The sequence below is a fragment of the Sphingobacterium endophyticum genome, assembly GCF_009733535.1.
GTDB classification, from domain to species: Bacteria; Bacteroidota; Bacteroidia; order Sphingobacteriales; family Sphingobacteriaceae; genus Sphingobacterium; species Sphingobacterium endophyticum.
This window is the reverse complement of record NZ_ML771899.1, coordinates 326,763-340,285: the sequence shown is the minus strand read 5'-3', so window position 1 is coordinate 340,285 and position 13,523 is coordinate 326,763. Positions and strand designations below refer to the sequence as shown.

The 13,523-nt window shown below is 39.7% G+C and carries 11 protein-coding genes; 6 read left to right on the top strand and 5 right to left on the bottom strand.

Features of this window, described 5'->3' with window-relative positions; all coding sequences use genetic code 11:
- Nucleotides 1-26 precede the first annotated feature (26 nt).
- A complete protein-coding gene (locus E0Y80_RS01595; protein ID WP_156305653.1) occupies nt 27-875 on the bottom strand; it encodes a 4-hydroxy-3-methylbut-2-enyl diphosphate reductase in 849 nt (282 codons plus the stop codon).
- A gap of 1,006 nt (nt 876-1,881) precedes the next feature.
- Between E0Y80_RS01595 and E0Y80_RS01590 the strand changes: the two genes are divergently transcribed.
- From E0Y80_RS01590 to E0Y80_RS01580, 3 genes are all read left to right on the top strand, one after another.
- Nucleotides 1,882-2,829 carry a DUF4185 domain-containing protein gene (locus E0Y80_RS01590; protein WP_197091446.1) on the top strand — a complete coding sequence of 316 codons (948 nt, stop codon included), beginning with the start codon at nt 1,882-1,884 and terminating at the stop codon, nt 2,827-2,829.
- Nucleotides 2,830-3,196: 367 nt separating this feature from the next.
- Nucleotides 3,197-4,006 (top strand): helix-turn-helix domain-containing protein, encoded by an 810-nt coding sequence (locus tag E0Y80_RS01585; protein WP_156305923.1) that lies wholly within the window; start codon nt 3,197-3,199, stop codon nt 4,004-4,006.
- Between the two features lie 73 nt (nt 4,007-4,079).
- Nucleotides 4,080-4,688, top strand: a complete 609-nt coding sequence (locus E0Y80_RS01580; RefSeq protein ID WP_156305651.1) for a DUF417 family protein — start codon at nt 4,080-4,082, stop codon at nt 4,686-4,688.
- A 158-nt stretch (nt 4,689-4,846) separates the two neighbouring features.
- Here the strand turns inward: E0Y80_RS01580 and E0Y80_RS01575 are convergent, their stop codons facing one another.
- Nucleotides 4,847-5,392: a YciE/YciF ferroxidase family protein gene (locus E0Y80_RS01575; protein ID WP_156305650.1), complete on the bottom strand. Its 546-nt coding sequence runs from the start codon at nt 5,390-5,392 to the stop codon at nt 4,847-4,849.
- 418 nt (nt 5,393-5,810) lie between these two features.
- On the opposite strand from E0Y80_RS01575, the gene E0Y80_RS01570 reads away from it, so the two are divergent.
- The 3 genes from E0Y80_RS01570 to E0Y80_RS01560 are packed head-to-tail and all read left to right on the top strand — an operon-like array spanning nt 5,811 to nt 10,147.
- Complete coding sequence (locus E0Y80_RS01570) at nt 5,811-8,303, top strand: mechanosensitive ion channel family protein (protein ID WP_156305649.1); 2,493 nt, start codon at nt 5,811-5,813, stop codon at nt 8,301-8,303.
- An 18-nt stretch (nt 8,304-8,321) separates the two neighbouring features.
- On the top strand, nt 8,322-9,389 hold the full coding sequence (locus E0Y80_RS01565; protein ID WP_156305648.1) for a PCMD domain-containing protein: 1,068 nt from the start codon (nt 8,322-8,324) through the stop codon (nt 9,387-9,389).
- Nucleotides 9,386-10,147, top strand: a complete 762-nt coding sequence (locus E0Y80_RS01560; RefSeq protein ID WP_156305647.1) for a porin family protein — start codon at nt 9,386-9,388, stop codon at nt 10,145-10,147. The genes E0Y80_RS01565 and E0Y80_RS01560 overlap by 4 nt, the downstream gene beginning before the upstream one ends.
- A gap of 927 nt (nt 10,148-11,074) precedes the next feature.
- On the opposite strand, the gene E0Y80_RS01555 is transcribed toward E0Y80_RS01560, so the two are convergent.
- From E0Y80_RS01555 to E0Y80_RS01545, 3 genes are all read right to left on the bottom strand, one after another.
- Nucleotides 11,075-11,584, bottom strand: coding sequence for an RNA polymerase sigma factor (locus tag E0Y80_RS01555; RefSeq protein ID WP_156305646.1), 510 nt, complete (start codon nt 11,582-11,584; stop codon nt 11,075-11,077).
- A 987-nt stretch (nt 11,585-12,571) separates the two neighbouring features.
- Nucleotides 12,572-12,769, bottom strand: a complete 198-nt coding sequence (locus E0Y80_RS01550) for a hypothetical protein (protein WP_156305645.1) — start codon at nt 12,767-12,769, stop codon at nt 12,572-12,574.
- 47 nt (nt 12,770-12,816) lie between these two features.
- Nucleotides 12,817-13,038, bottom strand: coding sequence for a hypothetical protein (locus E0Y80_RS01545; RefSeq protein ID WP_156305644.1), 222 nt, complete (start codon nt 13,036-13,038; stop codon nt 12,817-12,819).
- Nucleotides 13,039-13,523 lie beyond the last annotated feature (485 nt).

Genomic DNA, 13,523 nt, shown 5'->3' with positions numbered 1-13,523 from the left:
CAATGAATTTTAAATTAAAATGACGATTATAAAGCTTCAAGCCTCTCTTTAACCTTTTTCATCAACCACATCGGAGTCGATGTAGCCCCGCAGATCCCAACTGTCTCATGATCCCCAAATAAACCCGCGTCTATCTCCTGAACATCGGAAATAAAATAGGTGTGCTCATTCACTTGCCTGCACACATCAAATAACACCTTACCATTGGATGACTTTTTCCCAGAGACAAAGACCACCTTATCATATTGCCTAGCAAAATTCCCCAAATCCTCGTATCGGTTGGAAACCTGCCTACAGATCGTATCATTCGCCTTCACTTCATATCCTCGACGGAGCAATTCATCCTTGATGGCATAGAAACGATCCACACTTTTGGTAGTCTGGCTATATAGTGTAAATTTTGAGGGTACTTCGACATGGTCCAACTCATCGATGTCCTGAAACACAACCGCCTCATTATTGGTCTGCCCCTGCAAACCGATAACCTCAGCATGGCCATGCTTGCCGAAGATCAAAATCTTCTCCTGATCATCAAAAGATGTCTTGATACGATTCTGGAGCTTCAACACAACGGGACATGAAGCATCAATTAAGGTAATATTGTTCTCTAAAGCCGTCTTATAGGTCTCCGGAGCCTCTCCATGTGCACGAATCAAAACCTTCTCGTTCTCCAAGCCCGGTAACTCCGCATGTGAAATAATACGTAGCCCCTTTGCCTTCAACCTCGCTACTTCCTCATCATTATGCACAATATCTCCCAGACAGTATAGATAACCGTCCTCCTCCAAAATCTCCTCCGCCATATCTATCGCATAGACTACGCCAAAACAAAATCCTGAATCCTTATCAATCGTTACCTGCAAGTTCTTCGACATAGTACAAAGTTATCCTTTTTATCAATAAGTTGTCTCTCTAATTCACTAATCATCATATATAGTATAACTAGTTAATGACCAAAAAAACGCAAAAGATCGCATGCAAGGAAGTGCAACGGAAAGCTACTGGCCCCTGACTGATCTATTCCCTAATTTTACCGATGGATTGAGAATGGTTAATAACTTCAGAAGGCAACTCGCTTTTTCGGTAAGTCAGAACTCAAATCGCCCGTACATTGGGGGGGGGTACCGACCCAATGTACCAAGATTTTAGAAGGGATTCCATACGAACAGCTCAGGTTTTCTCCAGGTAATGCCTAAAATGATACCTGGGTTCATCCTCAAGCCAGAGCATAAACCGTGAGACGTTTAGTTAAAGGGGACCTAAAGATTTTTTTTATGGAGGTTCAGCAATAAAAGGTCTAACAAAAGTTAAGGCCATTTAGTAACTAACAAATGGAGCCTGTTTATGCTTGCCGAGCATTTGTTTCGCTCATTCCTTTATGGCCGCCTCCGGCTCGTCAACTATACTGTCATTTTCCCGAATGCTGTCACCTAGACCTGTACCGAGCACGAAAAATGCCCCAACTTCCATCATTCGGGAACTTACTCAAATATTGACCTATTGATTGAGAGCAATCTTAACGGCAGGAGTTCAGATCTTTTAACAGAATTTTTATTAATTTCAACTATGAAATGGCACTATCCCCACAATTTCCCCACTTTCGTTGAAATTCGTATTAATTCTTTCATCAAAAGGCAAGTTTTCCCTTCATTGACCGGTTCGATCATGATGACCTTACTCACTTATGGGACAATTCAGGGTAGGGAACTGACGGCAGCCCCGCAGCCTCCTGTGCTTGACACTACTGAAATTCGCATTGTTGCCGAAAGGGCGGACGAATGGACGGATCTTTTCAAGAGGTCGAATGGGTGGTTCGGCGGAGATGGGATATACTCTATCCCAATCCTGTCTAGCCATGGTATGGAAAATGGTGTAACCACGATGTTCATTTTTAGCGATAGCCTCATTGGACAATTGTTGAATGGGAAGCTTACTTCCAGCTATAGGATGATCAATAATTCCGCTGCCTTCCTGTCGGGCCTGCAGCCCAACCGGGACAGCCTAAGGTTTGTATGGGGCCTGAATGGAAATGACAGGATTTCTTCCTTATTTGTCCCCCGGGACCTAGGTGAGGGTCAAAAGGACTACTATTGGCTGGGCGACGGCTTCGTGAACCGAGAACTTAGTAAAACCTATATATTTGCCTATAGGATGAGGAACCGGGACTCCGGTGAGGAATGGTCCTTTGAAACCGTTGGAACGGAACTCATTGCTATCCCAAAGGATTGTCCTCCGCCATTCAAATGTCATGTGCAGATACCCACCCCCCTCCATTTCAACGATGGAGATTTTGGGGCATGTATCTTTCCCAATTCGGAAAAATACGGAGCTCCCCTTCCAGACGGATATGTCTATATCTACGGCGTGAGGGGAAAGGCCAAAAGACTGATGGTAGCCAGGGTAAAGCCGAAGGAATTTGAAAACTTTTCCAAATGGCGGTTTTGGAACGGGAATTATTGGGATGCAAAATCGGATAACATCGCCTATCTAGCAGATGGAGTGTCCAACGAGCTGAGCCTAAGCCCCATTCCTGGGGGTAAATATGTACTGACCTATCAAAAAAACGGAATCGAACCGGAAATTATGGTCAGGTTCTCTGATAGCCCAATTGGCCCGTTTGGCCCGGAAATTAAGGTTTGGCAATGCGAGGAAGCGAAGGTTCACAATCATTTTGCCTATAACGCCAAGGCACACCCTGACATTTCTGCCCCTGGGGAACTGTTGGTAAGCTACAATGTAAATGCGTTCAATTTTAACGAAAATATCAAGAAGTATCCACAGTTATACAGACCACGGTTCATCAGGTTGAAATTCCAGGAAAAAAACTGATTTAACCTATTTAAACAACTTAGCGCATCGTGATTCGAAATACTCCATCCGGCTTACCCTATTGGAATCTGGGTATTTTGCAAAAAGGCAATAGTATAGCAGCGGACAACTTCTTATGTTGATATTTACGTGAATTGTTTTTTCTAACGATGGGGCCAATACGATATCTCCATATGAAATTTTAAAAGTAAAAGGAACGGGTGATCACTGTTAACTGACTTCTGAACAGGGCATCAACCAATATGCTACCGACCAATTATTCGTTCCCATTGGGGCCTTTTTTTATATTATTTCGCTAAAATCAACCACCTCTTTGACAAAGAGAAGGATTTATTTTTTAAATTGTTTGAAAGATGTTTTAAATGGGATGAATAGAATCACAGTATATGATAGAATTGAGGCAGCCTATGGATTTTCTATTGTTAGCCCTCTTTATCATCTAATATTAGCGAGAAGGAACATTCGATTTACGGTGGATAAAGTACCGTACAGTCTGGATGGACCAGGCTGTATTTTCCTGTCACCTTATCAACAATTTTTAACGCTAAATATATCGGATATTTCAGTATTAGGCTTTCACGGCGATTTCTACTGTATAGAGTACCATAAGAAGGAAGTAGCGTGCAACGGTATATTGTTTAACAACATATACATGCCACCCTACATTGTATTAGACCTGCCCCAGTACCAGGAAATAGATACAATATTTCAAAAAATCAATGTCCTTCAAAATAGATTTGAAAGTTATGAAGAGGCACTAATCAAGGCTTACCTACAGGTTATTTTAGCTCTTTCAAGTAAAGAAAAACAAAAGGCAATACATATAGAAACTCAAGATATAATAAGCCCATATTTAAACTTTAGGGAGATAATAGAGGAGTTCTATATACAAGAGAGGACTTTAGGGTTCTATGCTGATTATTACGGTACGAGCACACAGCAATTAAGTAAAAAAATAAAGGCACTTTTCGGAAAACCTCCAAGTGTTTTAATCCGCGAGCGATTGATTCTGGAAGCTAAGAAATTACTTCACCTAACTTATAAAAACATTAATGAAGTAGCCTATGAGCTGGGATTTGAAGATGAGTTTTATTTTAGTAGATACTTCAAAAAAGAGGTGGGCATTTCCCCAAAAAAATACCGAAAAGATGTCGGAATTTCCATTGTGGCAAAATAGTACATGGATCCTACCTAAATGTCCATTCTTAAAGACCACAATTAAATATAATTTTGGATCTAAATTCATTCTAATGAACAGGATCTATAAGGTGTTTTCTACGTCTCAGTATTACTTTGTCAATTTTATTCGAATTGCCATTTTTATCGTAATGGCATGGATTGGGGGCCTGAAAGCATTCCCATATGAAGCGGACGGAATTGTTCCTTTTGTAGCCAATTCTCCTTTGATGAGTTTTTTTTATGAGAATTCTACAGATAAAGCAATCACAAATGACGGCAGGGAAGTCCTCGAATATACCCTCCATAAAAATCCCGAAGGTAGAACAGTTCAAAAAAACAAAGAATGGCACGAGAGAAACAACACCTATTCGTTTTCTTACGGTCTAGGTGCGGCCATCTTTTTTATAGGTTTTCTCGTTATCTTGGGAATTTGGTGCCCGAAGTTGGGGTTTTGGGGAGGCGTGCTAACTTTTGTAATGTCATTGGTAACACTGTCCTTTCTGTTCACAACACCCGAAACATTCGTACCGAATCTCGGAGGTGATTATCCCACGCCACATTATGGATTCCCATATCTCTCGGGCCCGGGCCGATTGGTACTCAAGGATTTAATCATGATGGCGGCAGGTCTAACGGTTGCCTCCGATTCAGCCAATAAGATTTTGAGCAAAGCCATTTAAATTAGTTTAGGAACTCATTCTATCAAAAAAAATAAGGAGATCTAATTATAGCATCCCGACGGGCCGCTTCCCTAATGAACGGAAAGATTGGTCTATAAAAAACAGAATGTCAACGCTTAGAGAGTTGACATTCCGAGATATAATGTGTTATAGATAATTTACTTTTCCGCTTTGGAATTTAGGTTGGTATCGGCTATGGAAGTAAGTTTTTCATCACACGCCTTTTCCTCTTTCAAGGTTGATAACAGCAATTTCAATCCTTCTTTATGATCAAGAACTTTAGCAAATGCACATAAAGTACCATAAGATGCAATTTCATAATGTTCAATCTTTTGAGATGCAGAAATAATCCCGGCATCTCGAACTGACCCTACCTCGGTCTCTTCCATAATACTCTTTCCTTCTTCTAAAAGACCTGCCATTGCATCACATTTTTCAGCTTTCGCCTTAATCCCTATAGACTTAAAAACGTCTTCCAACCTACTTACATGTCCCTTTGTTTCTTCGAGATGGGATTGAATAGCTGTTTTAAGTTTTGGCGAAGTTGCATTTTTTTCCATTTTTGGAAGAGCCTTGACCAATTCCTTTTCTGCCCAATAGATATCTTTCAATCCATCTTCAAAAAGATCATTCAAATCCTTAGCAGCATCAGTCTTTGCCTTAATCTTAGTTTCTTTACCAGTGGTTTTCGTTGTTGTTGCCATAATGATTTTTAGTATGTTTATTATTAATATGATAACACCCCATATTGGAAATAGTTTGCCTAAAACCAGATTATTTGATTATTCACTGAATAATTTTCCCATATAATTTCATCCCCAATTACCACATTACTGATTCTAAGAAATAAGGAAACCATCTGTGAATAGCCGACTTTGATTCGAATGATGCAATTCTAAGTTCTGATTCAAATAAGGCTGCTGAAAAACATACCTTAATTTATATATTTTGTTAACTAATGCAGGGAAAGCATTTTTTTAAGTTGAGTATTCGAAAACTTCTTCTGCCCAAACAATGTGCAGATAAAATATGTTAATGAACAAATAATAATATTATCTTTAGCTCATAAAATTCACATCTACCTTTATACTAAGTCTTTATGAAGGTTTTTTATTTGAGCTTATGACAAGATTGTTTTGGATTATTCTTTTCTATCTCGCATTCATTCCAGAGCAAGGTGGTTTTGCTGCCCATAAGTTCATACCTCAACAGGACAGCTTAGATTCTTTGGGAAACATTAAAGATGCCTATCTGGTCAAGATGGACGAGTTTTTTCGGAACGCAGCCATTCAGAGCGAGAATGACCTCGCTATGGATAGGGCCCTAATCCGGCAGGGTCAAATTTTCGAGGAGATCAAGGTCATATCAAGGCAGGCGCGATCCTTCTTAAAAAAGGGCATTGATACCTTGGCATTGCGGAGTCATCTTAGGGAAATTGAAAAATGGCACGTCATTTCTGGCGATGGTGTTTTTCAGAATCGTGGCAGCGCCCATACATCTCGAAATTTAACCGCCACCTACAATATTCTTAACGCTCTCCAAATACAGGTTCTTGCCTACAAGAAACAGGTCGACAACTATCAGGATAAGCTGGTGGGGTACAGACTACAGATAGACTCACTCTCAAATGACAAATCACTCTTCGTCTTCTCCAGGGATTCTGCCGAGCTAAACGAATATATTAAAAAATTAAGGTTGCTATCCAGTGCCATAACCCCAATAAACAAACAACTTGCCACCAACATAAAAGGAATACAATCGCTTCAGGACGAAGTGAATATTGAGCTCCTTGCCCTGGAAAACGGCCTTGAGGAAATCCTATACTTCCAGCATGAGATCGCTAATAATAATTTTTTGCAGGATTTTACACCTTTATGGGAGAAAAGCACGTATAACAGACCGATTAAGGAGATTGTACACTTCTCGATTCTCAAGGCACAATTGGTATTTACGTACTATTTAAGGGCGCATACCGGGAAGTTGTTCTTTAGCATTGTAATCCTGATGGTCATTCTGTTATACGTTGATGCACTCAACCGCGGAGTTTTGAAAGATGGGAATAAAACCATGGCCAAAAGCATTCTTCTGTCATCGCCAATTTCCTCGAGCTTGTTCATTGGCCTATCAACCGTCCAATTTCTCTTCCCCAATCCACCCTTTGTCTTTTCGGCAACTTTCCTCGCGCTAAGCGCTTTGCTTCTCACGTATATTTTTAGACGATTTATCTCAGTGTATTGGATGCTGGTCTGGTTGAGCATTTTCATACTCAACTTACTGGCAGCACTGGACAATATGGTACTTCAGGCTTCCCGACCGGAGCGTTACCTGATGATCGTCATATCGATTCTAGCAACCATTTGCAGTGGAATTGCAGTTTTTAACAGGTCTAAACATCACGAACTACAGGAAAGATGGATTCTTTTTCCCATAGGCCTGATGGGGGTCCTAGAGATTGGTGCTATGCTGTTTAACCTTTTTGGTCATTTTAATTTTGGGAAAGCACTGATGGTATCGGGCCTCGTCAATGCCACCGTGGCAATCATTTTTCTGTGGGTAATCAGACTGATTAACGAAGGGCTTAGTTGCGCCTCAGTTCTTTACACTAAACAGGAGCGGCGACTTTTCTATATAAACTACAATAGGGTGGGAAAGCGTGCCCCTACCTTTTTCTATGCATTATTAATAGTTGGATGGTTTATCCAGTTTGGTCGAAATTTTTACGAGTTTCATTTTATTTCCGAACCAATCGGCACTTTTTTCTATAACCAGCACAAACTGGGGGCGTACAGCTTTTCGGTTATCAATATCGTAATCTTTTTCCTGATCATGCTCAGTGCCATGGTGCTCTCCAAGGTCGTATCATTTTTCGCAACAGATCCTCAGTGGAACACGCGCGACGAAAAAAATGACAGAAAGTTCCATTTGGGCAGCTGGATCCTGCTAGTTCGCATCAGCATCATTGTACTGGGGTTGTTTTTGGCGTTTTCAGCTGTCGGTATCCCCTTACAACAGATTACGATCGTTATAGGTGCATTGGGCGTAGGCATTGGCTTTGGATTACAGACGTTGGTCAACAATTTGGTCAGCGGGCTGATTATAGCATTCGAGAAGCCCGTGAATGTTGATGACCAGATTGAAATAGGCGGGCAATCCGGCAAAGTAAAATCCATCGGGTTTCGTAGCAGCGTGATTGCCACCGCAGATGGAGCTGACCTGATCATGCCCAACGGAGACCTGCTCAATTCCCATGTGATAAACTGGACCTTGGGGGGAATTCGAAAACGTCTGCACATTAGGCTTGAAGTGAAATATGGCACAGATCTGGCGAATAGCCGGCAGCTATTGGTCGATCTTTTTGAAAAAGAGGAGCAAGTTCTGTCGAGTCCTCCTGCTGTTGTTCAATTTGCTGAGGTAACAGCGCAGTCGGTTGCCATAGACGTGTACTTTTGGGTGAAAACACTAAAGGATGCGGGGCAGATCAAGAGTGACCTTCTGGTTGCAATAGGACACCTGTTCCAGGCCAACAGTATACCGTTGGCAATTGACCAGCAGGAAATTAGTATCGTGACCGTGCAATCTCCCAAACAATCGAATACGAACCAAAACAGCAATTAAAGTATATAGATTAAACCAATGATATATAGAAAGATTTTAGCCGGGTTCTGTCTGGCCTTCTTAGCCCTACATGGCTGCATCAAGGATGCTCCGCTCAACCCCGAGGCTGATATTGAATCCGTACAGCTCGATCAAAGCTTACTGACGGGAAATGTATTTATCGACCAGATAAACCGAACCATCACCCTGAATCTCACCGACGATGCTTTCCAGAACGGCATTAGCCCCGTCCTTCGACTATCCGAAGGAGCTTCCGTGGTACCCGAAAGTGGAAGCACAATAAAATTTGACGGGACAGAGGATATTACCTACTCCGTAACTTCCGCTTCAGGAAAGAACACCAAGATATACACGGTAAAAGTCGTCAATGTAGGAAATTGGGGCTTCGACTTTGAAAATTGGCAAAGTAACCCAACCGACGGCTATGAGTTTCCGATCGAAAGCGGAAACGTACAGATCTGGTCTTCTGGGAATCCCGGAGTTGCACTCTCCGGCATACCTCCACGCCGTGATGCTTATCCGACCAGGTCAACTACCGATGGTTATCTTGGAAGCAAGGCGGCCGAACTCGTTACCATCAAAGGGACTACCTTATCGGAGTTTGTCGGTATCCGACTGTTTGCCGGATCTCTTTTTTTAGGTGGTTTCAATGCTTCGCAAGCCCTGCTCAATCCATTGGCAGCGACAGAATTTGGCCAGCCCTACGTAGGGCTTCCGGATAGATTAACCGGCTACTACAAATACACTGCCGGGGCGGAATATCAAAACCGAGAAGGTGCGGTACAACCTGGAGTAAAAGACAGATGTGCGATATACGCCGTACTCTTCAATGGATCAGAGCGCCTGAATGCCACAAATGTAATGACGTCCGACAGGGTGATTGCACGTGCCCAGCTCGCTGATGGATCAGATAAGGCTAGCTTTACCCGTTTTGATGTCCCATTTGTCTACAGGCAAGGTGTTACTATCAGCGACAACGTGATGGTTGCCATAGTGGCCTCCTCCAGCGCTGATGGCAATGAGTACCGTGGGGCAATTGGCTCCCGTCTGATAGTAGATAGTTTACGTGTAATCCCAAGGTTATGATTTCTTATATTTTACGACTATTTCTATGTGTCCTATTTTTACAAATGAGCCAGCTCTATGGACAACATACTTTTCGATTCAGTGACATAAAACACCATGTCGGTATTGGCTATAATCTTGGTGCAAGCGCCCCCTTTTCGCTGCCCAGTACCATTCGTGAGATAAAAAGCTATTCCCCTCTTTTTACACCCTCCATCGGATACGAAGCTACCTATGACCTTTCCCAGAGGTGGTTGGTCGGTGCAGGTTTGCGCTTTGATATAAAAGGCATGAAAGTGACGGATAGTGTTCAGTACTTTCATACGATCATAACGGTCGATAATGGATCTGGAGACCGAGGCACCTTCGAGGGCGATTTTAGCGGAACGAACGCCACAACAGCAAAAATCAGTTACCTTACCCTTCCGATGTTTGCGGGATACCGTTTCGGTACTTGGAATCTGAAGCTGGGTCTGTATGTGGCCAGGTTAATTCACGGACGTTTTGATGGCAGTGTGTCCAATGGATATATCCGTAAGGGGGATTCCCTTGGCGAAAAGGTGCTCATCGACAGGGCAACCTTTGATTTTGCAGAAAAGATTCGTAGTTGGGATTGGGGAGGACATATAGCCCTTGGCCGCAACTTTGGTCAGCATTGGCAGGCTAACCTAACAGCGCAAGTAGGTGCTCAACCAATCTTTCCACCGTCTTTCAAAGGTGTAGGTTACGAGCTGCATAATATGTATGTGACCCTTGGCGCTGCCTATCATTTGTGGTAATTGACGTCAATCCATGCAGTTGGGCGAAACGGGCAAATTATCCAAGTTAATGAACTTGGCTTTTTAAATCAATTTGCGGTCATTTTACAGACGGCCTCAAGTGCCTTGTAACCAAATGCTACGGCTCGGAACCACTAAGTTCTAGCCTGAGAAATGCCGATAAATTGAAGTCCAACACGATACACAGTCCATTCAACACATTATTAACACTAGAATGGACAGATAATATTTGATATGGTGTAAAATCAACAAATATTTAGATAAATAAAATAAAATTAACTAAATTCGTCGCACCCATCGATAATAAAGAGGTAATATTAATTATTGATTTATTTGAGGTTAACGATTTCCCTTGCCTTTGGCAAGGGATTTTTTACATTTATAAAAAGATAACCACCGAACAATTTTGAGAAAACTGCTTAATCTCAGATGAGACATAAACCCAAGTATGTCTTCAAGGATATTACAAAGAATTTTTAGGTTCATTGTTTTACGAATTGTTAAACACAAAGTCTTCTAAGTTAATTTTTTTTAGGAGCTTTTTTTAACCCTTTAAGTACTTTAAAAAATCAGGTTTGTTGAGAGAAACCGACCTATATTTTACATGTTACCTTGCCATTGAATATTGTTCAATCATGTTATGGGGACAGTTCTTAAAAAAACTAATATTCATCCGAATAAGACCAAAAAAGCCATCCTTTAAGGGGATGGCTATAAATTAATTGATACCTAACTATATTTATAAACTTATTTCAAAACAAGTTAATAACAATAATGTTTGTAATAAATTAACAATTTCATCCCGTGCTTAAATCATACAGGAGTTCAAACTTTTATTACGACTTTGTACTACGTATCATAAATCAATTTTTTCTATATGAGATTTTTCAGTCATCTTAAAAAAGACTTAATTCTATAGTCATGTGTTTAGGAATTTATGTCCCTATAATTAGATAATTTCCTCTGCAACAATTTCCTTGCTGTATGAATTCTGGTTTTTATAGTCCCTTCGGGAACGTTGAAATGTTCAGCAATTTCATAATATTTGTATCCTTCAAAGTACATCACAAATGCTTCGATGTACTTTTCAGGGAGGGACTTCATGACCTTTAGTATATCTTCTCTTACAAAACTGTTCTCACCTTTATTCTTTGCTGAGTTATTAATCACCAAGCTGAATGACTTTATATTCTTGAAATAATTCTCTTCAATCTTTTTTTTGCGGCAGGCATTTAAGAAAATACTCCTCATTATTGTATATATCCAACCTAAAAGGTTAGTTCCGACCGAATAGTTCTTTTGGTAGCGGAATACTTTTATAAGGGTTTCCTGAAGGAGGTCTTTGGCCTCATTTTCATCCTTTGTGAATCTGTTGGCATACTTTAATAGAGTATCAGAATGAACCAACACTTCATTTTTTACAAAATCATTGTTCATTTTTAAAACTATTTGGTAAATAACTAAATTCTTAAAAAAGTCCTTGCGCAAAGACGGTTTAGAAATAATTTGACTGGTATTATAAATATTCTTTAAACAATGAATATGCCAAAGGGAAGAAAAAACACACAATATTTATACGTTATTTAGAAGATTTTACACCTGATTGGACACCGTATTTCCACTCTTTTTTAAGCCATGAACATTCCTCTTTCGTATTGAATCGTCCCGAAAGCATTGTATGAACGACCTATAGGACTTTACAAATTCTCCTCTTTTCTTCCAGAACAGATAGTACAATTCAAAAAGGTGTTTTTGAAACTTTTTACCTCCACATCAATGATACGTAAAGAACGATTTAAGGTGGAAATTCCATTTCCGGCGCATCAATAAGAAGCAGTGTAAATCCTATGGGTGATTATTCGTTGAGCAGAGACTGTAATTGACGTCCATTAGGCCCCTTGGAAATACAACTGCCCAATCAAAGTTGGAAATTTCATTTTGAGATCTAGCCCTGATTGATATAAGTAAGATTCTAAATGCTAGGCACAACACAAATCGGTATGAGCCAATTGATGACTTAATGACCAAGATAAAATTGGATAGACCAGAGTCAAAAGATGACCATGTGTCCTGGGTGAATGCATTCTTAGGGGAAATAAAGCTTTGAATATTAAAAGTAACCAAAACCCTCATATTTATTTAAACACATTCGAAGAGTGTATCTGGATTATATACTTTGAGAAACCTTTAAAAGTATAATAGGCATAAAAAAACATTCCTTATACCATGAACAAACCTATAGTTTTAACTTTATATATAAGCTATTACTATTACATTCAAAAATGGTGAAGAGATTAAAATTACATTTTTGCTTTTAAAATATCCTGACCATAATTTTCTGTTCTTCGGGAAACCATCTAGAAATACCATACCTAGAGCTTGGGGTACCATGAAGTAGGATTTTTTAGTAAAAGCCTAAATTTCTTACTTGGATTTCTTAATATCCAGTATGAATTTTTGTATTTCCCCTTCAATTATATCTGGCCATGGCTCCAAGGCTGATTCGATGTGCTTGACCGCTTCCTCAGTATTTAAAAGTTCCTCCATTTTATGGGCTTCTACTTGAATGTGTCTTAAATAAGAATTACTAGGTCTTTTATCAACTTGATCAGTTGAATCCATAAAAGTTAAGTGTAGTTTATTTAAATCCATAGATTAGTTAATTTAGGTTATATTTTTTCAGAAAAATATAGGTCGAGCTCCAAATCCATTATTTCCTTCCAATCCTTGAGTGCATTTCTTAGGTATGCCTCCCCTGTTTCTATTTCATTAATATCTTTTAACTTCCTTGCCTGAACTCTTACTTTTTGGACGTAATTATCAAATAAATTCTTTATGGTATCTGAGTCAGAATCCAATTTTGAAATTGTTTCTATGTTGTGTTTTTCCATAATTAATAAAAAGGCCTTACCCGGACAGACCGCCTGGAAGGGAATATTAAAATAGCTGTGTGATACTCAAAGGTAAATAATTACAAATAAATCACAAAATTGTGAAAGAATTCTAGTGTTACTCCCCAAGCCACATTACAAATCAGCCTACTTCCCATTTCAATTTTCCTTTAAATAAAAAAAATACAAATCACAGCCGATCTTAAAAAACCTTATAATTTAATGAATCAACGGATGTCGTTTATTAAGATTTTTTTGTTTTAATCTTAATTATCCCTAATTTAAAGCTGTTTATTTAATTTTTAATTTCATTAAAGTATCTACGGAACCCAATAGTTTCAATGCTATTGGGTTTTTCACCTCTAATGAAAGGAAAAGTGAAGTAAATGAAGAAGTATCCCATACTCCACATATAAAATAATTGGACATTTTCTGGTGATCGTTTAGGTGAGGATGAGTGAGTTCCTACGAAAAGACTAGTTACG

Excerpts from the sequence above, each read along its gene's own strand:
- E0Y80_RS01555 (WP_156305646.1), bottom strand. The coding sequence starts at position 11,584 with ATGAACAATGATTTTGTAAAAAATGAAGTGTTGGTTCATTCTGATACT.
- E0Y80_RS01595 (WP_156305653.1), bottom strand. The coding sequence starts at position 875 with ATGTCGAAGAACTTGCAGGTAACGATTGATAAGGATTCAGGATTTTGT.
- E0Y80_RS01545 (WP_156305644.1), bottom strand. The coding sequence starts at position 13,038 with ATGGAAAAACACAACATAGAAACAATTTCAAAATTGGATTCTGACTCA.
- E0Y80_RS01550 (WP_156305645.1), bottom strand. The coding sequence starts at position 12,769 with ATGGATTCAACTGATCAAGTTGATAAAAGACCTAGTAATTCTTATTTA.
- E0Y80_RS01580 (WP_156305651.1), top strand. The coding sequence starts at position 4,080 with ATGAACAGGATCTATAAGGTGTTTTCTACGTCTCAGTATTACTTTGTC.
- E0Y80_RS01585 (WP_156305923.1), top strand. The coding sequence starts at position 3,197 with ATGAATAGAATCACAGTATATGATAGAATTGAGGCAGCCTATGGATTT.
- E0Y80_RS01565 (WP_156305648.1), top strand. The coding sequence starts at position 8,322 with ATGATATATAGAAAGATTTTAGCCGGGTTCTGTCTGGCCTTCTTAGCC.
- E0Y80_RS01560 (WP_156305647.1), top strand. The coding sequence starts at position 9,386 with ATGATTTCTTATATTTTACGACTATTTCTATGTGTCCTATTTTTACAA.
- E0Y80_RS01590 (WP_197091446.1), top strand. The coding sequence starts at position 1,882 with ATGTTCATTTTTAGCGATAGCCTCATTGGACAATTGTTGAATGGGAAG.
- E0Y80_RS01570 (WP_156305649.1), top strand. The coding sequence starts at position 5,811 with ATGACAAGATTGTTTTGGATTATTCTTTTCTATCTCGCATTCATTCCA.
- E0Y80_RS01575 (WP_156305650.1), bottom strand. The coding sequence starts at position 5,392 with ATGGCAACAACAACGAAAACCACTGGTAAAGAAACTAAGATTAAGGCA.